The organism is Verrucomicrobiia bacterium, assembly GCA_019634625.1.
In the GTDB taxonomy this organism is placed as follows: domain Bacteria; phylum Verrucomicrobiota; class Verrucomicrobiia; order Limisphaerales; family CAIMTB01; genus CAIMTB01.
The window spans coordinates 72,168-98,319 of the sequence record JAHCBA010000016.1; the positions used below are offsets into that span (position 1 = coordinate 72,168).

20 protein-coding genes and 1 other RNA gene are annotated in these 26,152 nt (G+C 67.0%); 17 read left to right on the forward strand and 4 right to left on the reverse strand.

Annotated elements, in window-relative coordinates; all coding sequences use genetic code 11:
* Positions 1–12: 12 nt before the first annotated feature.
* The 5 genes from ssrS to KF833_11500 all read left to right on the forward strand — a co-directional run bounded on the left by ssrS (position 13) and on the right by KF833_11500 (position 5,226).
* A non-coding RNA gene (gene ssrS / locus KF833_11480) (6S RNA) lies at positions 13–198 on the forward strand.
* A 759-nt stretch (positions 199–957) separates the two neighbouring features.
* Positions 958–2,175, forward strand: coding sequence for an HlyC/CorC family transporter (locus tag KF833_11485; GenBank protein ID MBX3745918.1), 1,218 nt, complete (start codon positions 958–960; stop codon positions 2,173–2,175).
* Positions 2,172–3,158 carry a DUF21 domain-containing protein gene (locus tag KF833_11490; protein ID MBX3745919.1) on the forward strand — a complete coding sequence of 329 codons (987 nt, stop codon included), beginning with the start codon at positions 2,172–2,174 and terminating at the stop codon, positions 3,156–3,158. The genes KF833_11485 and KF833_11490 overlap by 4 nt, the downstream gene beginning before the upstream one ends.
* Positions 3,159–3,187: 29 nt before the next feature.
* Positions 3,188–4,552, forward strand: a complete 1,365-nt coding sequence (locus KF833_11495; protein ID MBX3745920.1) for an HlyC/CorC family transporter — start codon at positions 3,188–3,190, stop codon at positions 4,550–4,552.
* Complete coding sequence (locus KF833_11500) at positions 4,549–5,226, forward strand: haloacid dehalogenase-like hydrolase (protein ID MBX3745921.1); 678 nt, start codon at positions 4,549–4,551, stop codon at positions 5,224–5,226. The genes KF833_11495 and KF833_11500 overlap by 4 nt, the downstream gene beginning before the upstream one ends.
* Positions 5,227–5,499: 273 nt before the next feature.
* Here KF833_11500 and KF833_11505 read toward each other — a convergent pair whose 3' ends face one another.
* Positions 5,500–6,300, reverse strand: coding sequence for a type II secretion system protein (locus tag KF833_11505; protein ID MBX3745922.1), 801 nt, complete (start codon positions 6,298–6,300; stop codon positions 5,500–5,502).
* Between the two features lie 651 nt (positions 6,301–6,951).
* Between KF833_11505 and msrP the strand changes: the two genes are divergently transcribed.
* The 4 genes from msrP to KF833_11525 all read left to right on the forward strand — a co-directional run bounded on the left by msrP (position 6,952) and on the right by KF833_11525 (position 10,702).
* On the forward strand, positions 6,952–7,896 hold the full coding sequence (gene msrP / locus KF833_11510) for a protein-methionine-sulfoxide reductase catalytic subunit MsrP (protein ID MBX3745923.1): 945 nt from the start codon (positions 6,952–6,954) through the stop codon (positions 7,894–7,896).
* A 27-nt stretch (positions 7,897–7,923) separates the two neighbouring features.
* Complete coding sequence (locus KF833_11515; protein MBX3745924.1) at positions 7,924–9,366, forward strand: NAD(P)H-hydrate dehydratase; 1,443 nt, start codon at positions 7,924–7,926, stop codon at positions 9,364–9,366.
* 104 nt (positions 9,367–9,470) lie between these two features.
* Positions 9,471–10,031, forward strand: a complete 561-nt coding sequence (gene efp / locus KF833_11520; protein MBX3745925.1) for an elongation factor P — start codon at positions 9,471–9,473, stop codon at positions 10,029–10,031.
* Between the two features lie 65 nt (positions 10,032–10,096).
* A complete protein-coding gene (locus KF833_11525) occupies positions 10,097–10,702 on the forward strand; it encodes an FHA domain-containing protein (protein MBX3745926.1) in 606 nt (201 codons plus the stop codon).
* A gap of 134 nt (positions 10,703–10,836) precedes the next feature.
* Here KF833_11525 and KF833_11530 read toward each other — a convergent pair whose 3' ends face one another.
* Positions 10,837–11,901 carry a carbohydrate kinase family protein gene (locus tag KF833_11530; GenBank protein MBX3745927.1) on the reverse strand — a complete coding sequence of 355 codons (1,065 nt, stop codon included), beginning with the start codon at positions 11,899–11,901 and terminating at the stop codon, positions 10,837–10,839.
* 137 nt (positions 11,902–12,038) lie between these two features.
* On the opposite strand from KF833_11530, the gene KF833_11535 reads away from it, so the two are divergent.
* On the forward strand, positions 12,039–13,061 hold the full coding sequence (locus KF833_11535) for a Gfo/Idh/MocA family oxidoreductase (protein MBX3745928.1): 1,023 nt from the start codon (positions 12,039–12,041) through the stop codon (positions 13,059–13,061).
* Positions 13,062–13,203: 142 nt separating this feature from the next.
* On the forward strand, positions 13,204–15,834 hold the full coding sequence (locus KF833_11540; GenBank protein ID MBX3745929.1) for an excinuclease ABC subunit A: 2,631 nt from the start codon (positions 13,204–13,206) through the stop codon (positions 15,832–15,834).
* An 81-nt stretch (positions 15,835–15,915) separates the two neighbouring features.
* On the opposite strand, the gene KF833_11545 is transcribed toward KF833_11540, so the two are convergent.
* Positions 15,916–16,719 carry a type II secretion system protein gene (locus tag KF833_11545; GenBank protein MBX3745930.1) on the reverse strand — a complete coding sequence of 268 codons (804 nt, stop codon included), beginning with the start codon at positions 16,717–16,719 and terminating at the stop codon, positions 15,916–15,918.
* A 257-nt stretch (positions 16,720–16,976) separates the two neighbouring features.
* Here KF833_11545 and KF833_11550 point away from each other — a divergent pair, with 257 nt between their 5' ends.
* Positions 16,977–18,257, forward strand: coding sequence for a PQQ-dependent sugar dehydrogenase (locus KF833_11550; GenBank protein ID MBX3745931.1), 1,281 nt, complete (start codon positions 16,977–16,979; stop codon positions 18,255–18,257).
* A gap of 210 nt (positions 18,258–18,467) precedes the next feature.
* Positions 18,468–19,652, forward strand: coding sequence for a glycosyltransferase family 4 protein (locus KF833_11555; protein ID MBX3745932.1), 1,185 nt, complete (start codon positions 18,468–18,470; stop codon positions 19,650–19,652).
* Positions 19,653–20,434: 782 nt separating this feature from the next.
* Here KF833_11555 and KF833_11560 read toward each other — a convergent pair.
* Entirely contained in the window at positions 20,435–22,684 is a 2,250-nt protein-coding gene (locus tag KF833_11560; GenBank protein ID MBX3745933.1) for a tetratricopeptide repeat protein, read from the reverse strand.
* Positions 22,685–23,196: 512 nt separating this feature from the next.
* Here KF833_11560 and arsB point away from each other — a divergent pair.
* From arsB to KF833_11580, 4 genes are read left to right on the forward strand one after another with little or no spacing between them, the layout of a single operon-like run.
* Positions 23,197–24,282 carry an ACR3 family arsenite efflux transporter gene (gene arsB, locus KF833_11565; GenBank protein MBX3745934.1) on the forward strand — a complete coding sequence of 362 codons (1,086 nt, stop codon included), beginning with the start codon at positions 23,197–23,199 and terminating at the stop codon, positions 24,280–24,282.
* An 8-nt stretch (positions 24,283–24,290) separates the two neighbouring features.
* Positions 24,291–24,959 (forward strand): sigma-70 family RNA polymerase sigma factor, encoded by a 669-nt coding sequence (locus KF833_11570; protein MBX3745935.1) that lies wholly within the window; start codon positions 24,291–24,293, stop codon positions 24,957–24,959.
* A 26-nt stretch (positions 24,960–24,985) separates the two neighbouring features.
* Positions 24,986–25,807 (forward strand): arsenite methyltransferase, encoded by an 822-nt coding sequence (arsM, locus tag KF833_11575; protein ID MBX3745936.1) that lies wholly within the window; start codon positions 24,986–24,988, stop codon positions 25,805–25,807.
* Positions 25,808–25,816: 9 nt separating this feature from the next.
* Positions 25,817–26,044: a helix-turn-helix transcriptional regulator gene (locus KF833_11580; protein MBX3745937.1), complete on the forward strand. Its 228-nt coding sequence runs from the start codon at positions 25,817–25,819 to the stop codon at positions 26,042–26,044.
* The last annotated feature ends 108 nt before the right edge of the window (positions 26,045–26,152 follow it).

Here is a 26,152-nt window from a genome sequence, read left to right on the forward strand (position 1 = left end):
CGATTTCAGGGATTTGCCCTGCCCATGCTCGTGATTGGAACAACGTCCTTGAACCGTAAGCTCGATGCTCAGGGACCCTAGCCCAGATGGTGGCCGACAGGCCTTTACTGGAAGTCGAAAGCTGCCGGGCGCGTCCCGCCTTGGTTCCTCGCAGTTCAAAGGAACTGTCCCGTACACGGCATTCACGGTGGGGCATTTGATGTGTGAGCGGACCCCGGTGCCGATGCAGAAGGCGCCGGGGTCGCCTTTTTGTTTTGGGGTGCCTCTCAGGTCTTACCACCAAGCCTCGTACTCGTACTCGTACTCGTAATCGTAATCGTAATCGTAATCGTAATCGCCCTTCCCCTCGCTCCCACCGGCTTCCACGCGGAATGGGAAGTCCGAGCTGGATCGAACCGATCGGGCCAGCCCCAGGGCGACCATCGAAGAGGTGTGCCTGCGGGTTCGAGGACGAGGACGAGTACCGCCCTTCGGGCTGAGTACGAGTCGCTGCGAGGGGTGGTTTGGGGGAGTTTCAAGAGTTCCGAGCGTCGAGTCTGCTTGGATCTCACGGATGGTGCTGCTGCGACCCTTGGCGGGGTCGTGTGCGAGGTGGGGCTTCTGCCCGGGGGTCGAACCCGCGGAGCCGGGCCCGACCCCCGGCTAATCTCTGGAAACCCTCCGGGTTTCCGGGACCCGATGGAAGGGGAAGTTGCCGGCCCCGACGGCGACCAGTGCATCCCGGAGTTGTCGGTAGAGGTGCGAACTCCGCCAAGCGGCGCTTCGGAGGGCCGAGTTCCACGAGGCCGCAACGGTGTGGCGCGTTGGGTTGAGGACTCGCGGAGCTCGTCCCTCCGGTTCGCTGGCTCGGTACCGACACCATGGAGATGCGCCCGGGTGGTGGTGGGGGGGGCGACTGGGGGCTTCCGCCGCGGGGGGGTGGTTGGGCAGAGTGACGGGCCGATGGAGTTATCCGCCATGGTTGCGGTTCCGATCCTGGTCGCCCTGGCCGGGATGGGATTCTTTTGTGCGGTGGCGGAGACGGCGTTGTTTTCGCTGGGCCGCTGGCGGTTGCGGGAGTGGCAGGGGGAGAAGGGGGGCAAGGGAGTTTCGGCCCGGCTGATGCAACGACCGGAGGAACTGCTGGCGGCGTTGTCGCTGATGAACACGCTGGCGAACGGGATGGTGGTGGTGACGTGTCTGGTGGTGGCGACGAGCCGGGGTTGGAGCGTGTGGATGACATTGGCGGGGGCGTTTCTCGGGGTGTTGGTGGTGGGGGAGGTGCTGCCGAAGACGCTGGCGGTGCGGTCGCCGGAGCGGTGGTCGGCGCGGGTGGCGCCGGCGGTGGCGCTGCTGGTGCGGATCACGGGACCGTTGCGGCGCATTGCGCAGCGGTTGATTGACCTGGTGCTGGCGCGATTCGCGCCGGGGATGGTGCAGGGGGCGCCGACGACGGACGAGGAATATCGGGAGATGCTGGAGGTGGCGGTGCAGCAGGGGGCGCTGGGGAGTTCGGAGAAGGAGATCATCGGGGAGTTGATCTCGCTGGACCGGAAGCGGGCGCGGGACGTGTTGCGTCCACGGACGACGATGGCGGCGGTGTCGGACGATCTGAGTTTGGAGGAGCTGGTGGCGGAGGCGCGGCGATGGCGGCACCGGCGGCTGCCGGTTTACGATGAATCGCCGGACACGATTGTGGGGGTGTTGGACACGAGGCGGTTTCTGCTGGACCCGGCGCATCAGTTGGAGGACGCGATGGAGTTTCCGTCGTTTGTGCCGGAGACGATGAATCTGCTGCGGCTGTTCCAGTCGCTGCAGGGTCAGCAGAAGAGCCTGGCGTTTGCGGTGGACGAGTTCGGGGCGGTGGCGGGGGTGGTGCGGATGGAGGACATCCTGGCGGAGGTGTTGGGGCCGATGTCGGGGGATGCGGCGAACCGGGGGTTTGTGTTCGAGAAGCTGGGGCCGGGCCGGTGGCGGGTGAGCGGGACGATGCGGCTGGAGGATTTCCGGCGGGAGCATCCGGCGCTGCCGGAGATGGGGGAGGTGGCGACGCTGGGGGGGTTGCTGATGACGGAATTGAGCATTGTGCCGCGGCCCGGGGAGAGCGCGGTGGTGGGTGGATTGCGGCTGACGGCGCAGTTGGTGGATGAGCGGCAGGTGCATGAGTTGCTCGTGGAGAGGGTGGGTGGGCGATGAGCGAGGCGATGTGGGTGGCGCTGGTGGTGGGGGCGTGGGCGGTGGCCTTCGTGCTGTCGGGGATGGAGGCGGGTTTGTTTGCGCTGAGCCGGTTCCGGATCCGGCGACTGGCGCGGGAAGGGGACTGGCGGGCGGTGCGACTGCAGCGGTATCTGGAGAATCCGGAAAGTTTCCTGTGGACGATCGTGGTGGGGAACACGCTGGCGGCGCTGGTGGCGGTGGCGGTGGTGGCGTGGCATTTGGAGATGGGGTTGAACGGTCAACCGGCGGTGTTCATGGGAGGGGTGGTGGGCATGCTGCTGGCGTTTCACCTGGTGGCCGATCTGCTGCCGAAGCTGCTGTTTCGCAGGTTTCCGACCGGGTTGTGTCTGGCGGGGGTGGGGCCGTTTCAATTCCTGCGGGGGCTGTTGCTGCCGTTGGTGGCGCTGACCGAATCGGTATCGCGGGCGTTGATGAACTGGACCGGAGGGAAAGCGTTTACGGGGCCGTTTTTCGCGAACCGGGCGGAGGTGCGGCTGGCGATCGAGGAATCGGCGCCCTCGCTTTCGAGGGAGGAGCTGGGGATGATCAACCGGGTCCTGGACCTTCAGGAACTGCGGGTGCGGGACGTGATGACGCCGCTGAGGAAGGCGTTGACGCTGGACGCTTCGGAGCGGGTGGGCGCCCTGCTGGCGAGGGTGCGGGAGCGGCCCGTGTCGTATGTGCCCTTGTGGAACACCGAAAACGGGGAACGGCGGGTGCTTGGGGTGGTGTCGGTGGCCAAGCTGTTGTACGAGGGTGAACCCGATCCGGACCGGCCGCTGCGGAGCCTGGTGCAGCCGGCCTTGTACGTGTCCGAGACCACGCGTCTGGAGGAGGCGTTGCGTGGAATCCAGCGGGGCCGCCAACGGTTCGCCGTGGTGTTGGATGGCCGGGCGCGGGAGAGCGGTGTGGTGACGTTGAACGATCTGCTGCGGGCGATGTTCGGCAAGGTGCAACTCTGAGGATGAACTGGGACGATGCCGGATCGCTGATGCTGAAGGGGCTGGCCACGGTGCTGATCGTGGGGCTGAACGCCTTTTTCGTGGCCGCGGAGTTCGCCCTGGTGCGGGTGCGGGAGACGCAGTTGCGTCCGCTCGAAGAGCGCGGGAGCCGTCGGGCACGGCTGGCGCGGTACATCGTTCGGAACCTGGACCGGTACCTGAGCACGGTGCAGCTCGGGATCACGTTGTGCGGTCTGGGGGTGGGGGCGCTGGTGGAGCCGTTATTCAGCGAGTTGCTCCATCCGGTCTATGGCGCGGTGGGGTTGCAGTCGCCGGAGGTGCGGCGGACGATTTCGTTTCTGGTGGGGTTCTTGATCAACACCTTCGTGCTGATCGCGGTCGGGGAACTGGCGCCGAAGTCGATCGCGCTGCGCAAGGCGGTGCCGATCAGCCTGGTGGTGGCGCACCCGCTGTGGCTGATCTACTGGACCTGCTTTCCTTTGATCTGGTCCTTGAACCGGACCTCGGGATGGGTGTTGCGCCGGCTGGGGCTGGGGGATCCGGCGATGGCGGAGGCGCACCACAGCGAGGACGAGCTGCGGCTGATGATCACTTCGGCGGAACGGTCGCGATCCGAACCGGGTTCCACGCCGGCCCTTGGGCGGGACCTGGTCTTGAACGCCCTGGATCTGCGATCGCGGCGGGCGCGGGAGGTGATGCAGCCGCGTCCGGAGATCGTGGTGTTCGACACGGAGGACACCATTGAGGCGTGTGTGAAGGTGGCGGAAGAGACGCGGTACTCACGGTTTCCGTTGTGCGAGGGCGGCAATCCCGACCGGATGCTGGGAGTGGTCCACACCAAGGATCTTTATGCGCAGCGGCATCGAACGGGGACGGCGGCGCAGTTGCGTCCCTGGGCGCGCGCACTGATTTACATCCCTGAGACGGCGCGGCTGGAGCGGGTGCTGCATTTCCTGCTGGACCGTCGGTTGCACATGGCGGTGGTGGTGGACGAGTACGGGGGCACGGTGGGTTTGGTGACGCTCGAGAACATTCTTGAGGAGCTGGTGGGGGAGATTCAGGACGAGTTCGATCAAGAGAAGCCCTTGAAGACGAGGGTGGACGAGCACACCTGGGAGGTGGCGGGAAACCTGCCCCTGCACGAGTTGTCGGAACTGGTGGGTGAGCCATTGCAGGGGGTGGGGGTGAGTTCGGTGGGGGGATGGCTGACGCAGCGGCTGGGCGGGTTTCCAGGCGAGGGGGACACCGTGCCTGTGGGCGGCTATGTGCTGCGGGTGGAAGAGGCGTTGGGACCGCGGGTGGCGAGGGTGCGCGTGGTGCGTGCGGGCCCGGCGGCGGGCGATGCGGACCGCCATACCCCGACGGGGCCAGGTTCATCGGAGAAGGATTCATGATACGGCTGGTACTGTATGACATTGACGGCACCCTGATCGCCACGGGCGGTGCGGGGCAGCAGGCCTTCGCGGCGGTGGCCCGGCACACCTTCGGGCAGGGCAACGGGGTGGCCGGGCTGTCCTTCGCGGGGCGTACGGATCGGGCGATCGTCCGGGAGTTCCTGACCCGGCATCGGCTTCCGGCGACGCCGGCCAACATCGACCGGTTTCTCGACGACTATGTGTTCTGGCTGGACCACTTTCTGGGGCGGCTGTCTGGCCGGGTGCTGCCCGGGGTCTGGGAGAGCCTTGACGGGTTGCGTCGCCTGCCCGACCCGCCGCTGGTGGGGCTGCTGACGGGGAACATCCGGCTGGGGGCGGAGCTGAAGCTCCGCCATTACGAGCTGTGGACCGAGTTCGAGATGGGGGCGTTCGCCGATGACGATGAGGATCGGAACCGTCTGGCGGCCATCGCCCGAGAGCGGGGTGGGGAGCATCTGGGCCGGGTGCTGGAGGGGAGCGAGATCCTGGTGATCGGGGACACGCCGCTGGACATTGCCTGCGCGCGGGCGATCGGGGCGCGATGCCTGGCGGTTGCGACCGGGGAGTTCACGGCTGAGGCGCTGCGGAGCCACGGGGCGGACTGGGTGACGCCGACGCTTGGGGAAACGAGTGCGGCGGCGCTGTGCCGGTGATGCGCGGGGAGGCGGAGGGGCGCGTTGGGTGCGTCCGGGGCGGGTACTCGGTGCATCCTGGAGTTGTGGGTGGAGGCGCGAACTTCGCGAAGCGTTGCTTCGGAGGGCCGAGTTCCACGAGGCCGCGAGGGAAGTGCAGCGTTGGATTGAGGACTCGCGGAGTCCGTCCCTCCGATTCGCTGCCTCCTCACCCACAACTCAGGGATGCACGGGCGGGTACTTGTTGGGGTAGGCCGGCCTTCGAGAACGCCGGCCCTTCGGGCACCAGGGGCACTAGAGGGGGATCTTGTAGAAGCACTGCCACTCGCCGGAGCCGGAGCCGAGGGAGACGCGGTTGCCGTTGCGCCATTCCACGTGACCATCCTCGAAGGTGAAGTTGCCACCGGTGGGGGCGCCCCTGCCGCTTCCGGCGTGATTGGGAGTTTTCCAGTTGCGGCCTTCATCCATGGTGGTCCAGCGGAGGCGGCCGTCGTAGACGTTGGTGGTGCGGGGTCCGAGGCCCTGGATGCGATCGATGAGGATGGGGGCGCCGGTGAACTCGCCGCCGAGCTTCTTGCGGAAGTGCCAGGGCCCGATGCCCTCGCTGTTGTAGGGCCAGCTTCCGTCCACGCGGCCGGGCAGGTAGAAGTAACCGGTAAGGATGGGCTGGACTTCGGAGGAGGCGTTGCCGAAGCGCCAGGTATCGGCCTGGCGATGCCATTCGTCGGTGGGGCAGAAGATGACGTGGTTCTGGGGCTTCTTTTCGCCGCGGGTGCGGGGTTTCTCGGACTTGATGAGATAATCGCGCCAGAAGGACGCCATGTTGGTTCCCATCCAGCTCAGGTGGAATCCGTCGGTGTTGTCGGGGAACGAGTTGTCGGAGTCGGAGGCGTACACATTGATGGCGAGGCCCCACTGTTTGGAATTGCTGGTGCAGAGGCTGCGTTGGGCGGTGGCCTTGGCCTTGGCGAGGGCCGGCAGGAGCATGCTGGCCAGAATGGCGATGATGGCGATGACCACCAGGAGTTCGATGAGGGTGAAGGCGGAGGGCGGCGTCCGGGACGGCGCGGAATGGCAGGCAGGCGAAGAATTCATGGCTGAGTGCGGATGAGCGGGGCGAATGCCGTGGATGACGGGAGGATGCACGGGCGGGGGGAATGGCGCAACCGTGCGGATTTAGGGCGGGATGCTGCCCAAACCCAAAGCGAGCCCGAGCCTGCTGGCGTGAGCATGGGGATGGGGGTGGGTGGGTGAGTCAATCCCGGGGACCTGCGGGTTCGAACTGCCGCTGCGGGTCAGGCTGGGGGGGGGCGGGCGGGTTCGGGGGTAGGAGGGGTTGGGAGTGGGGGGGAAGAGTCCATCGATGAAGATAATAAGGCAGGCGTTGTACTATTGACGGCAAGACTAAAATGGTGCAGGCGTTTTTCAGTTGACTTGGATAATAATAAAGCAGGCGAGTTACATTGACGGCCTGGGGCGCTTGGTGGTGACGAGGCATCCAGGGCAATCGGGTTGGATATCTATTGGGGGTGCCCGACCCGGTTGTGCGTCAATGGCAAATAGCCTGACCGATTAAGCCTGACCGATTATTGTTATTGTGTATCGCGAGTAGCGCGCTTGGGGCTGAGTGCGAGGACTCACGAGGGTTGGCGTCCGCGAGTTCCAAGAAACGGAGAGGTGCCCCATGGGGGGTGAGGGGGGGAATTTTCTTGAGGGGGGAGGGGTGGGGGCGGACATGGTTGGGATATGAGCCAGATCGTGATTCGACCCTCGTGGCGGATACCGGAGCGGTTGGCGACGGCGGAACCGGCGTTTCTGAACCGGCGGGCGTTCTTGGCGGCGCTGGGAATGGCGGGGGTGGGGATCTGGGGGGCGGGGGGAGCGCGCGGGCAGGAGAGGGGGATGGAGGTGTATGGGGCGGGATACCCGCACCTGCGGAACCCGGAATTCGATCCGGGGTGGCGGCTGACGGACGAGAAGGTGGCCTCGACGTACAATAACTTTTACGAGTTCACGCTTCGGAAGGACGTGCATCGGAGGGTGGGACGGTTCGAGACGGTCCCGTGGCCGATCGAGGTGGGCGGGCTGGTGGAGCGGCCGGTGACGTTGGATGCGGCGGAGTTGATGGGGCGGATGGCGCTGGAGGAACGGGTGTACCGGTTCCGATGTGTGGAGGCCTGGGCGATGATCGTGCCGTGGACGGGGTTTGCCTTCCGGGATCTGGCGGCATGGGTGGGTCCGAAGCCGGAGGCGAGGTATGTGAAGTTCGTGACGGCCGCGAAGCCGGAGCAGATGCCGGGAATCGGGGACAATCCGGAGTATCCATGGCCCTACACGGAGGGGTTGCGGCTGGACGAGGCGCTGCATCCGCTGACGTGGGTGGCGACGGGGGTGTACGGGAAGCCGCTGGCGAAGCAGTTCGGGGCGCCGCTGCGGCTGATCGTGCCGTGGAAGTACGGATACAAGGGGGGCAAGAGCCTGGTGAAGATCGAGTTCGTGGCGGAGCAGCCGGGGACCTTCTGGGAGACGGTGCAGCCCCGGGAGTACCCGTTCGAGAGCAACGTGGATCCGGGGGTGCCGCATCCGAGGTGGTCGCAGGCGACCGAGCGGATGATCGACACGGGGGACCGGGTGCGGACACGGAAATACAATGGATACGGCGAGCAGGTGGCGGCGCTGTACGGAGGCTGAGGGAAGGCGGATAAAGGGAGGAGGACCATGCCGGAACCGGTGTTGAACGTGGCGGCGATGCGCGCGCGGGAGGAGCGCACCTGGGCGTCGGGGGTGACGCCGGAGTCGGTGATCCGGAGGGCGGGGGCGGCGGTGGCACGCGTGGCGCAGCGTTGGACCCGGGTGGACGACCCGGTGCTGGTGCTGGCGGGCTGCGGCAACAATGGCGAGGACGCCGCGGTGGCGGACCAGCATCTGGCGGATCGGGACACGTTGTTGCTGCGCTTTCAGGACCCGCAGGCGTTTGGGGCGGCTCGGGCGTGGCTGGGGGAGCATCGGGGTCGAGCCCGGGCGCTGGTGATCGACGGGTTGTTCGGGATTGGATTGAACCGGCCGGTCGAGGGGCCTTGGCGTGAGCTGGTCGAGGCGGTCAACGAGGCGGGAGTGCGGGTCCTGGCGGTGGATGTGCCGTCGGGTCTGAATGCCGACACGGGCGACGTGATGGGGGTGGCGATCGAAGCGGCGGTGACCGTGACGCTGGGGGCGGTGAAGACGGGGCTGCTGCGGGAGGAGGCGGCGAGGCAGGTCGGGCGGTTGGAACTGGCCGGGGACATCGGGTTGACCGGCGGGGACGAGGGGGGGGACGCATGGTGGGTCATGGTTTCGGATTTTGAGGGGTATCCGCCGCGGCGACCGGTGGGCGGACACAAGGGCGAGTACGGGCACGTGGCGGTGGTGGCGGGGAGCGTGGGGTATCACGGGGCGGCGGTGCTGGCGGCACGGGGGGCGATGCGGGCGAGGCCGGGACGGGTCACGGTGTACACGGACGAAGGGTGCTACGGGCCGGTGGCCGGACAGTTGAGCGGGGCCATGGTGCGGCCGTGGCGTGGCGGGGCCCTGGACGACGAGCGGTATGACGCGTGGGTGTTGGGGCCGGGGCTGGCATCGACGGGGCTGAGTCCGGCGGTGCGAGAGGAGGTGTGCCGGATCTGGGCGACGGCGTCCGGGGTGGTGGTGGTGGATGCGAGCGCCCTGGACTGGCTGCCTTCGGGGCCATTGGGGGTGGGAGCGGGAAGGCGGGTGGTGACGCCGCATCCGGGCGAGGCGGGGCGGTTGCTGGGGATGGACGCGGGGGCGGTGCAGTCGGACCGGGAGGGGGCGGTGCGCCGGTTGGCGGGGCGGTGGGGAGGGGGCGGGGTGGAAGTGGTGTTGAAGGGGCGGCACACCCGGATTGGGGGCGAGACGGGTCCGATGTGGATCAACTCGACGGGGAATCCGGGACTGGCGCAGGGGGGAAGCGGGGATGTGCTGGCGGGGTATCTGGGAGGGTTGCTGGCCCAGCCGGGGTTGCGGGGGGAATTCCGGAAGGCGGTGGCGTACGGGGTCTGGCGGCACGGGGCGGCGGCGGACGGCCTGGAGGGGCGGGGTCGGGCGTGGACGGTGGAGGAGTTGGTGGAGGCCCTGGGGGAGGCCGTGGAGACGGACGGGTGACGGAACTCCGCGCTTGCTTCGTGGGTCTCAGACCCTAGTTTCGCGACCCCTCCGGACGGCCGAGGAATACGGGCTGTGCCGTGGAGGGAACCAATCGACGAGTTATGGCAATTTCGGCAAACGACATGCGCCGCGGGATGGCGATCGACTACAACGGCGACATCTGTGTGGTTCTGGAGACCCAGCATCGCACTCCGGGGAATCTGAGGGCCTTCGTGCAGGCGAGCCTGCGCAGTGTGCGGACGGGGAAGTCCATGGACGTCCGGTTCAGCTCGACGGAGAAGGTCGAGGTGATCCCGTTGAACACGCGGCGGATGGAGTTCAGCTACAAGGACGGGGAGGACTATGTCTTCACGGATCCGGAGACATTCGACAGTGTGAATGTGACGCCGGAGATCGTGGGGGACGCGAAGAACTACCTGATCGAGAACCAGAGTGTGACGGTGACGATGGTGAACGAGCGGCCGATCATCGTGGAGATGCCTGCCAGTGTGGTGCTGACGGTGACGGAAGCGCCGGAGGGGGTGAAGGGCGACTCGGCCAACAACGTTCAGAAGACGGTGACCCTGGAGACCGGCATCAGCATCCAGGCCCCGCTGTTCATCAAGTTTGGCGAGAAGATCAAGGTGGACACGCGGACCGGGAAGTACATGGAGCGGGCTTGACGGAGGCTTGAGCCTTTACGGGGCCGGGCGTCAGGGTTGAGCGCCGCCGGGATTGCCGGCGAACGATGGTTACCCTGGTCGTCATGTATGGCGGGTCAGCAGGACGCGAGCATCCGCTTGGGGAGGGACTCAACCGCGTCGGGCGTGCCGCGGGCAATGAGGTGATGCTGGAGGACGCCTCGATTTCGGCGTCGCACTGCGAGTTGTGGGTGATGCGGGAACGGTTGCTGGTCCGCGACCTGGCATCGACGAACGGGACCTTCATCAACGGCCGGCCGGTGAGCGAGGCCGAGGTGAACGAGGGGGATGTGCTGGCACTGGGCAGTGTCGAGATGCGCGTCGTCGGGGTGCCGAAGAGTGTCGTCACGGTGTCCATTCCGAAGCCTCCGCCGCCTCCACCGCCTCCACCGCGGTTCGCGCCCGACGGGTATCCCTGCTGTATCCAGCATTCCGGGATCCATGCGCAGTATCGCTGTCGTCGGTGCGGGGAGCAGTTTTGTCCGGACTGCGTGCGGTTGCTGGGGCGGCGCGGGGGGGCGTCGCACGCCTACTGTCCGCTCTGCGGAGCGGAGTGCGTGGCGATCATGGCGCCGGGTCGGGCGGGAGGGGACGGCGGGGCGTCGGGGGGATGGCTGGCGAAGCTGACGAAGACGCTGCGGTTGCGGCGGTGAAGGGCGGCGGTGAAGGGCGGCGGTGAAGGGCGGCGGTGAAGGGCGGCGGTGAAGGGCGGCGGTGAATCGCGGTGCTGAAGTCGCCGCGCACGGAGGATTCGTCGGCCGATTCGTCGGCCGCTTGGCCGCTTCGCTTAGTCGGCCGGTTCGAGGGAGGGGCGGACGCCGTATTTCTTGGCGAGGGCGAGGCAGGTGGCGAGGGGTTTGATGCCGCCGGTGCAACCGGGATCGGAGAGGGAGGCGGCGGCGACGCAGACGGCGGTCTGGAGGCAGCGGGCGAGTTCCCAACCCTCGTGGAGACCGAGCAGGACCCCGGCGGCGAAGGCGTCCCCGGCCCCGGCGGTGCCGGCGATTTGTTTTTGGGGGACCTTGAGGGAGGACTGCCAGACGTCTTCTCCTTTGCGGGTGCGGGCGAAGGCGCCTTCGGGGAAATGGATGACGACGAGTTCGCGGATGCCCATCTGGAGGAGGGCTCCGGCGGCATGGCGGAGGGAGACGGTGTCGAGGGCGCCGTTGGCCTGGCGGATCTTGAACCCGGAGATCTTGCCGGCCTCGAGTTCGTTCACGATGAGGTAGTCGGTGTGCTTGAGGGCGGGGACGACGAACTTGGCGTAGCGGTCGGAATCCTCGGTGACGACGTCGAGGGAGGTCTTGAGTCCGGCTTCCTGGGCGCGGGCCAGGAGGGCGGCGCCGCGGGTGCCGTACTTCTTGTCGGGCTGGTCGAGGGCGTCGAGGAGGAGGAGGTAGCCGAGGTGGAACAGTTTGGCCTTGGACTTGGAGAAATCGAGTTCCGAGCCGTCCCAGAGGGCGTTGGCGCCGCGGAAATGGAAGAAGGTGCGACGGCCGTTGGCGGCCTCGGTCATGACATCGGTGTAGGAGGTGGGGGCCTTGTTGGTGGTCTTGAGGCCCTTCACCTCGATCTTGTGTTCACGGCAGTCGGCGAGGATGCGTTCGCCGAAGGCGTCCTGGCCGACGAGGCCGGCGGCGGCGAGGGGGAAGGTGGCGCCGAGGCGGGAGAGATCGACGAGGACGTTGTAGGGGGCGCCTCCGGTGCCGAGGCTTTGGCTGCGGATGTTGGCGAGTTTCTCCACGGCGGGGTATGTGTCGATCAGTTTGACTTCATCGACGATCCAGTTGCCGGCCGCAAGGACGCCCGCACGGGCGGGGCCCTTGTTGGGTTTAGAGATGATCACTGCCATACAGGTGCCTTCCGATGAGGGCGTTGCGAGGAGCCTACCGGCCCCGGGATCGCTTGAAAACACAATAATCCCCGCGAAGGGAGGGACACGTTGCGCGCTTGGCAGGAGGGCCGGGGTCCGGTAAGCCCACGGCCGACATGATCAGCGTTGGCGTCATTGGGCTCGGGTTCATGGGGGTGACCCACATCAAGGCCTACCGGAAGATTCCCCAGGCGCGGGTGGCGGCGATCTGCGATGCGTTCAAGCTGCCGGCGGACGGGGAGTTGAGCGGGGTGGCGGGGAACGTGGCGGACCCGGATCCGGTGCGGCTGGATCTGGGCCAGGTCCAGGCGACGAAGGATTACCGCGAGGTGCTGGAGAATCCGGCGATCGAGGTGGTGGACATCTGTCTGCCGACGTCGCAGCACGTGGAGGTGGCGACGGCGGCGTTGCGGGCGGGGAAGCATGTGTTGTGTGAGAAGCCGATGGCGCGGACCTCGGCGCAGTGCCGGGAGATTCTCGAGGTGGCGGCGACGGCGAAGGGTTTTTTCATGCCGGCGATGTGCATGCGGTTCTGGCCGGGTTGGGCCTGGTTGACGGAGGCGATGGCGGACGGCCGGTACGGGACATTGCTGGCGGCCCGGTTTCGTCGGGTGAGCGGGCCGCCGGGCTGGAGCAAGGGGACGTATTTCAAGGGGGCTGAGTCCGGGGGGGCGCTGCTGGATCTGCACATTCACGACACGGACTTCGTGCAGTTTCTGTTCGGGCGGCCGCGTCGGGTGTATTCGCGGGGGCTGAGCCGGTTCAGCGGGGCCATCGATCATGTGGTGACCCAGTACGAGGTGGAGGGGGGGGCGGTGGTGTCGGCGGAGGGATCGTGGCTGATGGGGGAGAGTTTCGGATTCAACATGGCGTACACGGTGAACTTCGAGCGGGCGACGGCGGACTACGATCTGGGACGGGGTGCGGAGGCGTTGCGGTTGCATGAGGAGGGGAAGCCGGCGCGGGTGGAAGCGATTGCGGACACGGACGGGTATGTGGGGGAGTTGACGCACTTTCTGGAGAGCGTGGCGGCAGGTCGGGCACCGACGGTGGTGACGGGTGAAGACGGAGCCGGGGCGGTGCGGATCTGCGAGGCGGAGGAGGAGTCGGTGCGGCGCGGGGAACCGGTGGCGGTTTAAAGGACTGGCCGACTGCCGGACTGTTGTGCAAGCGCCCGACGAACAGGGGAGAGGGGAGAGAGAGGGGGAGGGGTCGGTGTGGGTCCAGGGGGCCCGGGAACACAACCTGAAGAACCTGACGGTGGGGATTCCGTTGGGGCGGATGGTGGTGGTGACGGGAGTGAGCGGGTCCGGGAAGAGCACGCTGGCATTCGACCTGGTGTTTGCGGAGGGGCAGCGCCGTTTTCTGGACTGCATGAGCGCGTATGCGCGGCAGTTCGTGGAGCAGATGGCGCGGCCGGATGTGGACGCGATCACCGGGCTGCCGCCGACGGTGAGCATCGAGCAGCGGACCTCGCGCGGGGGGGGCAAGAGCACGGTGGCGACGGTCACGGAGATCCACCATTTCCTGCGGTTGCTGTTCGCACGGCTGGGGACGCCGTTTTGTCCCGAGTGCGAGCTGGCGGTCGAGGGGCAGACGCGGGACCAGGTGCGGGACCGGTTGGGGGAGGAATTGGGGAAGCGCGGGGAATTGCTGCTGCTGGCGCCGGTGGTGAGGAACCGGAAGGGATATCACAGCGAGGTGGCCGAATGGGCGGCGCGGCACGGGTACGCGGAGGTGCGGGCGGACGGAACGATGTACCGGACGGACCGGCCGTTCCGGCTGGACCGATTTCGGGAGCACGATGTCGAGGTGGTCGTTGGCGTGCTGGAGAAGCCTCGGAAGGGAGGGGCGAAGCGCGGGGAAGGTCCGACGCCGACCCAGTTGGTGGACGAGGCGCTGGAGGTGGGGAAGGGAACGGTGCTGGCTTTGGACAACCGGGGGAAGGTCACGGTGCATTCCACGGAGCGGGCATGTCCGGGGTGCGGCCGGTCGTTTCAGGCGCTCGACCCGAAGCAGTTCTCCTACAACTCCGCGCAGGGCTGGTGTCCGAAGTGCCGGGGGTTTGGGGAATTGTTTCCGCTGCCCGAGGCGGATCGCGGGGCGCGGGCGGATGCCATCGAGGAGTCGTGGTGGAACTGGGGCGAAGGACAGCGGGAGACTTGTCCGGACTGCCACGGGGCGCGGTTGAATCCGGTGTCGCGGGCGGTGCGGTTGCAGGCGGGGGCGGGACGGGGCCGGACCGGGGCGACGTTGGGACCGACGTTGGTGACCCTGGGGGCGCAGTCGGTGTCGGAGGCCAACGAGTGGGTGAGCGGGTTGCGGTTCGAGGGGCGTGCGGCGGAGATTGCGCGGGACATTGTGCCGGAGTTGCGGTCGCGGCTGGCGGTGCTGGAGGAGATCGGGCTGGGGTATCTCCAGTTGCACCGGAGCGTGACGACGTTGTCCGGGGGGGAGGCGCAGCGGATTCGACTGGCGGCGCAGTTGGGGTCGAACCTGAGCGGGGTGTTGTACGTGCTCGACGAGCCGACCATCGGGTTGCATGCGCGGGACAACCTGCGGTTGCTGTCGGCCCTGGAGCAGTTGAAGGGGCGGGGAAACTCGCTGCTGGTGGTGGAACACGACGAGGACACGTTGCGGCGGGCGGACTGGGTGATCGACCTGGGGCCCGGGGCGGGGACGCACGGAGGAGAGTTGGTGGCGGAGGGGACGCTGGCGGAGTTGATGGAGCACGAGACGTCGGTTACGGGGCGCTGCCTGCGGGAACGGCGGCGGTACCCGACGCGGGGAGAGCGCCGGAGGGTGAGCCGGATTGGGAGTTCCGGAGGGGATTGGCTGACGCTGCACGACGCCGGGGCGCACAATCTGAAGGGGTTGACCGTCACGATCCCGCTGGGGCGGTTGGTGGTGGTGACCGGGGTGAGCGGATCGGGCAAGAGCACGCTGGTGCGGGAATGCCTGTTGCCGGCGTTGACGGCGGCGTTGCGGCGGCCGGGGAAGGGGACGCGGGGTGGCAGCGGGGAGTCCGGGGCGGGGGAAGGGGGGGCGTCGCGAGTGAGCGGGCACGAGACGTTGAAGGCGGTGTATGAGGTGGATCAGTCGCCGATCGGTCGGACGCCGCGGTCCACGCCGGCGACGTACGTGGGGTTCTTCGATGAGATCCGGGCGTTGTTCGCCCAGGTGCCCGAGGCGCGGATGCGGGGGTACACGGCGGGGCGCTTTTCGTTCAATGCGGCGGCCGGGCGATGTCCGCAGTGCGACGGGGCCGGGGAGATCAAGCTGGAGATGAACTTCCTGCCGCCGGCCTACCTGCGGTGCGAGGCGTGCCGGGGGACGCGGTTCAGTCCGGAGACGCTGGATGTCGAGTACGGGGGGAAGAGCATCGCGGCGGTGCTCGGAATGTCGGTGGACGAGGCGCTGGAGTTTTTCGAGGCGGTGCCGCGGGTGCGGCGTCCGCTGGAGGCGTTACGGGACACGGGCCTGGGATATTTGAAGCTGGGGCAGACGAGTCCGACCCTGAGCGGCGGCGAGGCGCAGCGGGTGAAGCTGGTGACGCACCTGCTGGCCGGGCTGAAGGAGCCCGGGGAGGAACGGCACGGGCGCCGGGTGGCGCGAAACCTGTTCGTCCTTGAGGAACCGACCATCGGGCTGCATGGGGCGGATGTGCGGCGGCTGGTGGAAGTGTTGCAGCGGTTGGTGGACCACGGGCACACGGTGCTGGTGATCGAGCATCACCTCGAGTTGATCGCCGAGGCGGACTGGGTGATCGATCTGGGTCCTGAAGCGGGCGAGGCAGGAGGGCGGTTGGTGGTGGCGGGGACGCCGGAGAAGGTGGCGGGGACGGCACGGTCGCACACCGGCCGGTTCCTGCGTCCGCTGCTCCAGGGCAAGGAGTCGGGGTCAGATCTGTGAATTTGACATTTGGAGGTTCAGGCGCTCCGTGGATCGCAAATGTCAAATTCACAGATGTGACCCCGGGGGGCGGGGTGCGGACTACTGAGGGCGGGCGGGCGGGTTGGTCCAGGCCTTGTGCCAGGAATACTCCCAGAGTTTTTCGAGCTGGACGAGGGTGGCGGAGCCATCGGCGAAGGCGAGGTTGATGGCGCCCGGGAGTTTGGCGCCGCGGGGCAATTGGGCCGGGACGCCGGACGGGCCGGCTCCGTGGCGGGCGATGGTGAGGCGGGACAGGCCGGCATTGGCGGCGGAATCGCCTTCGAGGAGGTTGGCGGCGGGCCGGTCGCGTTCCTGGGGCCAGGCGTCGATCCACATGGAGTCCATGAAGACGGGGGTGAGGGAGGGGCGGGTGATGTCGCTTTCGGCTCTGAAGGCATTGCGGACGCTGGGGAAGAGGCCCTGGGCGTCGGGCCAGTCGCCTCCGTACATCCAGCCATTGAGGGCGTAGCTGCCGGACCAGCGGGGGATGCGGGTACCGGGTTTGAGTTGGGAGCCCCAGACCCAGGCGGAGGTGGCGGAGCCGCGGGCCTTGCGGGGGTTGTAAGGGGCGACCGGGCAGAATTTCACCTCATCGACGCGCGCGTAGTGTTCGATGAGCCCGGCCTGCCAGAGGTCGGCATCGATGCGGTAGGGGAGGGTCTTTTCGGCATCGTTGACGTACATGAAGTGGGCGAGGCCAAGTTGCTTGAGGTTGCCGACGCACTTGATGCCGAGGGCCTTGGCTTTGGCTTTGCCGAGGGCGGGCATGAGCATGCTGGCGAGGATGGCGATGATGGCAATGACCACCAGGAGTTTGATGAGGGTAAAGGCTGGCGTTCGCCGGCGGGGATCAGGGGGATGCATGGCCCGCTTTTGCCGGGCTTCTGGGCAGGAATCGAGCAAGAAGTCGGGGTCAGATCTGTGAATTTGACATTTGGCCGGACGGCGGGGTTGAGACTTCAAGTGTCAAATTCACAGATCTGACCCCGGGGCGGCCTTGCGGGCGCTTGTCAGCGGGGGCGCGGTCACTATGCTTCGCCGCCATGCCCCGACTTGAAGCGACGAAACGATGGAAGGTGCCCGCATGGATCCGGGTGATGGCCCTGACGGGTTTGCTGCCGATGACTGGCATCCGCGGGGAGGCGGCGGAGCAGACCCTGCAACCGGTGGCGCGGGGGTTTGTGTCGCCGGTGGCGGTGACGTCGCTGGATGCCGAGCGCCTGCTGGTGGCGGACCAGATCGGGGTGGTGCATGTGATCGAGGCGGGGGGGCGGGTCCGGGCGGAGCCGTTTCTTGACTTGCGGCCGCGTCTGACGCGATTGAACCGGGGATTCGATGAGCGGGGTGTGATCGGGTTGGCGCTGCATCCGGGGTTCCGGGAGAACGGGAAGGTGTATGTGCATTACAGCGCGCCGCTGCAGGCGTCGCGTGCGACCAACTGGAATCACACCGGCCATGTGAGCGAGTTCCGGGTGACGCCGGATGGGGCGCGGGTGGATCCGGATAGCGAGCGGGTGCTGCTGCGAATCGATCAGCCGTACTTCAACCACAACGGAGGGCCGCTCAAGTTTGGTCCGGACGGGTTGCTGTACATTTCCAGCGGCGACGGCGGGAACGCCCACGATCTCGGGTTTGACCGGTCGCCTGCGGGGAACGGGCAGGATCTGACGACGTTGCTGGGGAAGATCCTGCGGATCGATGTGGACCGGTCCGAGGGCGGGCGCCCGTACGGGATTCCCTCCGACAATCCGTTTCTCGGGGTGACGGCGGCGCGACCGGAGATTTACGCGTGGGGGCTGCGGAATCCCTGGGGGATGTCTTTCGACCGGGGCGGCACGCGGGAGTTGATCGCGGCGGATGTGGGTCAGGGGCGGTACGAGGAGGTGAACCTGATCCGGCGGGGTGCGAACTACGGTTGGAACCAGAGGGAAGGGCGTCATGCCTTCGACCCGACGCAGCCTGGCAAGGTGGACCTCGAGGAACGGGTGCAGCCGGCGGACCGTGACGCGTTGGTGGATCCGATCATCGAGTACAAGAACCTGAATGCCTTTCCCAACGATCCCGAGGGCAGGGGCATCAGCGTGACTGGAGGGTATATCTACCGCGGGTCCGCGCTGCAGCACTTGCAGGGGCGCTATGTGTTTGGGGACTGGAGCCGGCAATGGGCGGTGGCGGACGGGCGCCTTTTTGTGGCCACGCGGCCGACGGAGGCGGGCCGGACAGAATGGACGATGGAGCCGTTGCCCGTGGCGTCGCATCCGGGGGGAAGTCTGGGCGGATACCTGGTGGCCTTCGGAGAGGATGCACACGGTGAGTTGTATGTGATGACGACCCAGCGGGCGGGTTTGGTGGATCAGACGGGGGTGGTGTGGAAGCTGGTGCCTTCCGGGGGGGCGAGATAGGGGAGGTGGGTGGGGCTGGGGCAAGGGTCCTGATCCCAGGTTCGGCACGCACGAGACAGGACGGAATTTGCACGAAGCCGCGAACGAAGGTGTGAAGGACACGATGGAGGCTGGGTTTGATCGAAGTTCATGTCCTTCGAGTGCCGAATGACGCCAGCGCCGTGTGGCCCCGGCGGGGTCATGCGAGGAGACCGGACGGGGTTCGATTCTTTGGGGCGTGCGGCACATGTCCTGTGGATTTCCTGTGTCGGGGAAAAGGGCGGGGCGGAGGTGTACCTGCTGAACTTCCTTCGGCATTTGGACCGGCGTCGGTACCGGGCTTCGGTGGTGCTGTTGCGGCCGGGTCCGCTGGCGGGGGAACTCCGGGAGGCGGGCGCGACGGTGTATGAGTTCCGGCGGCATCGGATGCGGAACATGGCCGGGGTGCTGCGGGCAGTGGCGGGGATTCGCAGGCTGATTCGGGAAGAGAAGGTGGACCTGGTGCATGCGAACGGGTTTCGGGCGCATGCGTACGGGGGCCTGGCGGCGCGGTGGGCCGGGGTGCCGGCGGTATGGTCGGTGCATGCGCCGGAGGCCGACCGGTCGCTGATCACCCGGGTGCTCACCCGGATTCCCGTGGCCGGTGTGGTGGCGAACTGTCCGCGGACGGCGGATTGGTACGCGGCGCGCGGATTCGAGGTGAGTATGGTTTGGCCGCCGGTGGACATGGAGCACTTGCGGCACCGGACCGGGCGGGAGGTGTTGGCACAACGGTATGGGGTACCGTCGGGGGGGAGGTGGGTCGCGATGGCATCACGATTGCAGCGGTACAAGGGCCATTCCTACCTGCTGCGGGCGGTGGCGGACCTGGTGTTGCGGAGTGGCGATGTGCAGGCAGTGATTCCGGGCGGGGCATTGTTCGGGATGGAGACGGATTATTTGGAGGCGTTACGGGGGGAGGCGCGGAGTCTTGGGATCGCGGGGCGCGTTCATTTTCCGGGGTTTGTGCCGGACGCGGACTTATACGGATTCATGGCGGGTGCGGAGGTGATGACGCATCCGGCGCTGGACGAGGACTTCGGGTTGGCGGTGGCCGAGGCGCAGGGATTGGAACGGCCGGTGGTGGCATTCGCGTCGGTGGGGCCGGGGGCGATCCTGGAGGATCGGGTCACCGGCCGGCTGGTGCCGGTGGGGGATCAGGCGGCCTTCACGGGTGCGATGGAGGAGGTGCTGGGGATGTCGGAGGGCGAGCGTGCGAGGATGGGTCGGGCGGGGAGGGAGCGGGTGGAGAGGTTGTTTGGAGCGTCGGGAGGGACGCGGAGGCTGGAGCGGGTGTACGAGGCGTATTTGGGGGGACGGGCATTGCGGTGGGACGAGTGGCGCCAGCCGGTGGTCGAAGGGGAGGTGGAGGGTTGAGAGCGGAACCCGGATTTGGGACGAGCAACCGTACCAAGACCGCGACCTCTCGACCCAGCTTGATCGGGCCTCCAGCGAGGGTCGGCAGCGCCCCTTTGATGCCCTCGGCCGCCGCTCTGACCTCGGGCGGCAATCGGATCTGATCGAGAAGTTGGGCCTATAAATCCGCAAGAGGTGCGGCTTCGCTCCTCCGCTGTTGTTCACCCGCGGGCGAGCTTCCAACAACGTGGGAATGGAGAACTGCTGTTGGGTGTCCACGCTTCAGAGTGTCGGGGCTCGGGATCTGGGCAGGGAGCTGGAGCATGGCTGTGGCTGGCTGAAGCCGGGACGACGAGGGGTGGGGGAAACCGGCCTAAATCGGGTCCGATGACCCCTGCGATCCCGGAAATGCCCCGCCCGCGGGATCCTCGCGCGCTGCAACCGTTCCATCGCGATCATCCTGCCCGGATCGCTAATCTAATCTACGAGTCAGGCGCTTAGTTGATGACGATACACCAGCCCGGAGCCCGGTACTCCAACTCCAACTAGACTAAGAAACCCATGTGGAGGCGGGGCGATCGATGGTGTCGCGGGTCGTCAACAGCATTGGGCCGGTCCCATTGTTTCCTGTTGTCCTGGTTCGCGTCGTCAACAATACAAGATGCAATTTATAATGCCGGTCCCATTGTTTTTGACTTGGACCAAGTAGGGCAAAGGACCGGACGCGGATCCGGTCAGCTTGAGCTTGGAGTCCGTCGCGCAGGCTCAAGGCCAATGGGATGGGCGTCGGCGATCCCGCGGGGTCAGGGTGAGCGGCCGCGGACGATGACTTCGGCGAGGGCGCGTTTGGCGTCTTCGTCCCGGGGGTTAAGGCGGACGGCTTCGGCGAGGTGATGAGCGGCTTCGGGCCAGCGCTGGAGGCGGGCGAGGGCGATGCCGAGATTGAATTGGGCGCGGGCGTGATCGGGTCGGAGACGGAGGGTTTCGGCGAACTGTTCCCGGGCTGGTTCGAGGCGGTCCTGCATGGCGTATTCGACACCGAGAAGGTAGCGGGCCTCCCAGGAGGCGGGGTCGAGGGAGACGGCGGTTTCGAGGCTGGCGATGGCGTCGGCGGTGCGTCGATCGGCTCCGTAGGCATGAGCGAGGCGGATGTGGGCGCGGGCCTGATCGGGTTGGAGGCGGACGGCGGCAAGGGCGGCGGGGATGGCCTGGGCAGGACGACCGCGGGCGAGGAACACCTCGGTCAGTTCGAGGTGAGCTTCGGGCCAGTCCGGTTGCAGGGCCACGGCGCGTTCGATGAGCGGTTGGGCATCGTCGGGGCGTCCGGCGAGGCGTCGGAGGCTGCCTGCCTGAAGCCAGGCCACAGGGTGGTGGGGAAGCCATTCCCGGACGCGGTCCCACTCGGCGATGGCACCATTGAGATCCCCGATTGCCTCGAGGAACTCGGCGTGGCTGCGGCGGAGGTGATGATCGGATGGGGCGGAAGCGACGGCGTTGGTGAAGATGCCCCGGACGAACCGGGCGGTTTCAGGGGTGAGGGCGCGGCGCTGCCTGGCGGCTTCGGCGGCGAGGAGATCGATTTGTTCGGCGTGATTGACGCGGTTGGTGAAGGGGGCGTCCACGCAGCGTCGGAGCATGATTTCGACGGCGGCCGAGCGGGCCCAGGGGGTGAGGGCGAGACGGGTGGCGGAGGCCTCGGGGGAAATCCAGGAGCCGGCATCTCGGGTGCGGACAGGTTCCGGCAGGAGAGGCAGCAGGGCGTCGCCAAAGAGGCGGGCCAGGGCGTCATTGCCTTCGGGGGTGAAGTGGACGTGTTCGTAGAACCACTCCGATCCGGCCACACCTTCGGGGGAGCGTTCGGCGAGGGCGGCCGCGCTGTCGATGAACCCCGCCGAGGTCTCCGTGGCGACCTGACGGATGATGGCGTTAAGGGGTGCGTCGGTTCGGAGCGGGATGGTGTCGCGGTCCACGGCCCGCTGGTAGGCCGCCGCGGCGAGGGTGGAATCGGACTGGAGGGTCCAGGCCCTGGCCGACTCGAAGTGGAGGGCGGCATGGGAATCGTCGAGGGAGCGGGCCTGACTGAAGGACTCGATGGCGGCCGTGGCATTCTCGGAGGCGAGGGCGGTGCGGCCTGATTCGTAATGGCGGGTCCATTCCTCGCGTTGCGCCGCGGGGAGATCGGGACGCAAGAGGGAACCGAACGGGCCGCAGTCGCGGAGGTTGACGGCGACGGAGCTGAGGAGGACCTGGGCGCCGGAGGACTGGCCGGCGCGGACGATGTCGCGGAGGTTGCGTTGGAAGGAGGTTTGGACCCGGGCGCGTTCCGGGACGTCTCCGGCGATGGAGTCGGAAGCGAGGACGCGAACGCCGGCCCATTGGCTGCTTCCGGAGGCGGAACCGCGGAGCCGGGCGACGGTGGCTTCGAGGGCCTGGCCGAGGCGGGTGGAGCGGGCGGCGAGGGAGGCGCGGACCCACCACCAGGGCGGGGCTTTGCGGCCGAGGACGGTGCCGGCGCCGAAGGGGCCGAGCATTTCGTTATTGCCGGCGAAGACGATCCAGTAATCGGCATCCAGGGCGGCGCCCTGGCGGGCCATGGGCACCAGGGCATGGGAGTTGATGGCGGTCATGGCCAGCGGGATCACCTCGAACGGGGTGGGGGCGAAGCGTTCCCTGAGGAGGACTTCGAGGTGGCGGGCGACGCCGAAGGCCGGTTTGGGATCGCCCATGGCGGCCGATTCGCCGAAGAGGAGGATCCGCACGGTGCCGTCAGGTTTCCGGCGTGCAATGGAGGTTGGGGGGGGGACTCGCAGGAGGCCGGCCGGGAAGTGGGGGCGGCCGAAATGGGGATTCTCGACCCAACGTTCCGGGTCGTGGGAGGCGGGGACGAGGTACGAAGTGGGATGGCCGTAGCCGATGGCGCGGAGGGCACCTTCGGCGAGGGCGAGGAAGGCGAGCGGCGCGATGAGCGCGATGAGGGCCTTGGGGAGCCATCCAGAGCGGGCTCGGGACGCCGTGGCGGCGGGGCGGGCGGGGGATGAACGACGCTTGCTCAAGTGGCGGCAGGGTAGGAAAGCCGGGGTTGGGCGACGAACAATTTTGGGGAGGGAGCGATCCTCCATCTCAATGCTGCATCAACCTGCCGGTCGCCCCGGGGGCCCCGTGACGCCGAGGACCGGTGCAGGCGCCGCCACCCGACTCCGGCAAGGGCCGTCCTGAGACCCGTTCGCCGGCGCGCCCGAGGCACATCGGGGGAGGCGCATCTGCGATGCAGGTCCCATGGCGCATTCCAAACCGGAACATTGACGGCGCTGGCGTCGGGTGTTTCTATATTTCGCGTCAGAACGAAATATTGTGGCCCGCCGATGCCCGAGTTCATGAACGTCACCGATGCGCTCGCCGACGCGGGTCATGGATGTCGGCAGCGAGGATTCCCCGAAGCTGACCAGGCACCTCCCCGATGGAGGGGAACCGATGGCGGTCCATCGCCGAGTCCGGGCCGGGATTCGTCGGTTTACGGGGATGCTTCCCGGTTCGCCAACCTCCCGATTCCATCATGACTTCCCCAATGGCCCAGGGCTCCCCGACCACCCGACCGCGGCGCAAACGCCTCGCCTTCTTCGAGCGCTACCTGACGCTGTGGGTGTTCCTCTGCATGATCGTCGGGGTTCTGCTGGGCAAACTGGCTCCCGGATGGACCGCCAGCCTCAGTCGGATGGAGTTCGGCCAGGGTTCGCAGGTCAATGTCCCCATCGCGATCCTGATCTGGCTGATGATCTACCCGATGATGCTCAAGGTGGACTTTGGCTCCATTGGCGGCATCGCCCGCCGGCCGAAGGGACTCCTGGTCACCCTGTTCGTGAACTGGCTAATCAAGCCGTTCAGCATGGCGTTCCTGGCCTGGGTGTTCATCCAGACCCTGTTCGCCCAGTGGATCGATGCGGAAACCGCGCGCCACTACACCGCCGGCCTGATCATCCTCGCTGCGGCACCCTGCACGGCGATGGTCTTCGTGTGGAGTTACCTCACCGATGGGGATCCCGCCTACACGCTGGTCCAGGTGGCGGTCAACGACATCATCATGCTGGTGGCGTTCGCGCCCATTGTGATGTTTCTGTGCGGGGTTGCGCAGGTCGTCGTGCCGTCGAATGTGCTCATCACCTCGGTCGTGGTGTTCATTGTCATCCCGCTGGCCGCCGGCTGGATCACCCGCAGCGCGCTCTTGAAGTCCCACGGGGCGGAGTGGTTCGAGAAGTCCTTCCTGCCGCGCTTTCAACCGGTAACCATCGTCGCCCTCCTGGCCACGCTGGTGCTCATCTTCGCCTTCCAGGCCGAGAACCTGACCACCCAATGGTTCGCGGTGCTGCTTCTCGCGGTTCCGATCCTGCTCCAGGTGTACTTCAACTCGGGCCTGACCTACCTGCTCATGCGTTGGTTCAAAGTGCCCCACAACGTGGCCTCTCCGGGGGCCCTGATCGGGGCCAGCAACTTCTTCGAACTTGCGGTGGCTGTCGCCATCACGATCTTCGGACCCGGATCCCCAGCGGCCCTGGCGACCGTCGTGGGCGTCCTTGTGGAGGTGCCGGTGATGTTGTCGGTGTGCCGCATGTGCAACGACTCCCGCCGTTGGTACAACCGGGCCGTGCCCGCCTGAACGCCCCCATGCCCTCCATGCCACCGGACCTCGATCACCCTGGCGTCGCAGCCGCCGATCCGATGCCGCGGCTGCGCCAGACTCTCCGGGCGTTCATCGGCTCCAGAGTCCGGGATTCGTCGCTGGCCGACGATCTTGCCCAGGAGACGCTTCTGCGGGTCGAGACGCGCCTCCAGACCTTGCGACGCCGGGATCGACTTGAGGCGTGGGTCCTGCAGATCGCTCGAAACACCATCGCCGATCACTTCCGAAAGAGCCGGGAGATCGAGGAGTTCGAAGAGACGGCGCATGGACCTTGGCTCGCTGTCGCGGACCCGACGCCGTCCGCAGAGGACGAAGCCCTCAATTTGGAGTTGCGAAGCTATGTCCGGTCGGTCGTGGACCGTCTGCCGCCCCTCTATCGCGAGGCCATTCAGTCGATCGAATTGGAGGGTTTGTCCCAGGTGGAACTGGCCCGCCGTCTCGGGCTCTCCGTTTCGGCCGCGAAGTCCAGGGTTCAGCGGGGGCGGGCCATGCTGCGGAAGGAAATGGAACGATGCTGCCACTGGGAAACGGACCGCTACGGCAAGGTCCTGGGGGTCGAACCGCGAGGCGCATGCGCGTGCCAGAACTCCGACCCCGTCGGCTGCGACGAAAAGTCTGCGTCCATTTCCGCGCCGGTCCGTCCTCTCGTGTGAACATTGGAAACCAGGAGACCACGAACATGAATACGACGACTGAAACCACCCCGACCCAACACGATGGCATCCGCCAGCAGGTCCGTGCGCGCTATGGCGAAATCGCCCGCGAGGACCAACGGGGTTGTGGCTGTGCCCCGTCCTGCTGCACGCCCGGCGGGGGTCATCTCGCCGCCACCAAGGCCATGACCCTGGGCTATTCCGCGGAGGATCTCGCCAGCGTCCCGGAAGGTTCCGAACTCGGGCTCGGTTGTGGCAATCCCACCGCCATCGCCTCGATCCAACCCGGTGAAACGGTCGTGGACCTCGGCAGCGGTGCGGGATTCGACTGCTTTCTGGCCGCCCGCCGGGTCGGAGACCAGGGGCGGGTCCTGGGCGTGGACATGACGCCCGACATGATCAGCAAAGCCCGGGCCAATGCCGAAAAGGGCGGTTCCGTGAACGTCGAGTTCCGCCTGGGCGAGATCGAGGCCCTCCCCGTCGCGGATGGTGTCGCCGATCTCATCCTGTCGAACTGCGTCGTCAACCTGTCCCCGGACAAGGCCCGGGTCTATCGGGAGGCATTTCGAGTGCTCAAACCCGGCGGACGCCTCGCCCTCTCCGACATCGTCGCACTCCAACCCATCCCGTCCGCGCTGAAGACCGACATGGCGGCCTATACCGGCTGCGTTGCAGGCGCCGCATCACCTGCCGAACTGGAGGCCATGCTGGCCGCAGCCGGTTTCGTCGGGGTCCGGGTGGACGTCAAGGCCGCGAGCCGGGAATTCATCAGCGAATGGATCCCGGGTCAGAACACCGGCGACTTCGTGGCCTCGGCGAATATCACGGGACGGAAGCCACAGGCCTGAAGGTCCCGTGTGATCGTCGATGAACTTTCTCGCGGCGAGCGCTGCGTCTGCGAACTGGCCGGGATGGTCGGGTCGGAAATGCCCACCGTCTCGCGTCAGCTCTCGATCCTGAAGAACGCCGGTATCGTCGATGACGACAAACGCGGCACCCAGGTCTTCTACCGCCTGATGACGCCCTGCGTGATGAAGTTCTTTCAGTGCGTCCGGGACGTGAAATCCAACGGGGGCAGCCGATGACCCTTTTCCACCCCTAAGATTCGCGCATGAGCTAAATAGCTTGTCTGCTTTCATTCATGAACGCGGCCTCGCTCAGCCTCCCTGCCTCTTGGCGCAGGGAACTCCGGG

Coding starts and splice junctions, on each gene's coding strand:
- KF833_11485 (MBX3745918.1), top strand. CDS start 958: ATGGTTGCGGTTCCGATCCTGGTCGCCCTGGCCGGGATGGGATTCTTT.
- KF833_11490 (MBX3745919.1), top strand. CDS start 2,172: ATGAGCGAGGCGATGTGGGTGGCGCTGGTGGTGGGGGCGTGGGCGGTG.
- KF833_11495 (MBX3745920.1), top strand. CDS start 3,188: ATGCTGAAGGGGCTGGCCACGGTGCTGATCGTGGGGCTGAACGCCTTT.
- KF833_11500 (MBX3745921.1), top strand. CDS start 4,549: ATGATACGGCTGGTACTGTATGACATTGACGGCACCCTGATCGCCACG.
- KF833_11505 (MBX3745922.1), bottom strand. CDS start 6,300: ATGAATTCTTCGCCTGCCTGCCATTCCGCGCCGTCCCGGACGCCGCCC.
- msrP (MBX3745923.1), top strand. CDS start 6,952: ATGAGCCAGATCGTGATTCGACCCTCGTGGCGGATACCGGAGCGGTTG.
- KF833_11515 (MBX3745924.1), top strand. CDS start 7,924: ATGCCGGAACCGGTGTTGAACGTGGCGGCGATGCGCGCGCGGGAGGAG.
- efp (MBX3745925.1), top strand. CDS start 9,471: ATGGCAATTTCGGCAAACGACATGCGCCGCGGGATGGCGATCGACTAC.
- KF833_11525 (MBX3745926.1), top strand. CDS start 10,097: ATGGTTACCCTGGTCGTCATGTATGGCGGGTCAGCAGGACGCGAGCAT.
- KF833_11530 (MBX3745927.1), bottom strand. CDS start 11,901: ATGGCAGTGATCATCTCTAAACCCAACAAGGGCCCCGCCCGTGCGGGC.
- KF833_11535 (MBX3745928.1), top strand. CDS start 12,039: ATGATCAGCGTTGGCGTCATTGGGCTCGGGTTCATGGGGGTGACCCAC.
- KF833_11540 (MBX3745929.1), top strand. CDS start 13,204: ATGGTGGTGGTGACGGGAGTGAGCGGGTCCGGGAAGAGCACGCTGGCA.
- KF833_11545 (MBX3745930.1), bottom strand. CDS start 16,719: ATGCATCCCCCTGATCCCCGCCGGCGAACGCCAGCCTTTACCCTCATC.
- KF833_11550 (MBX3745931.1), top strand. CDS start 16,977: ATGACTGGCATCCGCGGGGAGGCGGCGGAGCAGACCCTGCAACCGGTG.
- arsB (MBX3745934.1), top strand. CDS start 23,197: ATGGCCCAGGGCTCCCCGACCACCCGACCGCGGCGCAAACGCCTCGCC.
- KF833_11570 (MBX3745935.1), top strand. CDS start 24,291: ATGCCCTCCATGCCACCGGACCTCGATCACCCTGGCGTCGCAGCCGCC.
- arsM (MBX3745936.1), top strand. CDS start 24,986: ATGAATACGACGACTGAAACCACCCCGACCCAACACGATGGCATCCGC.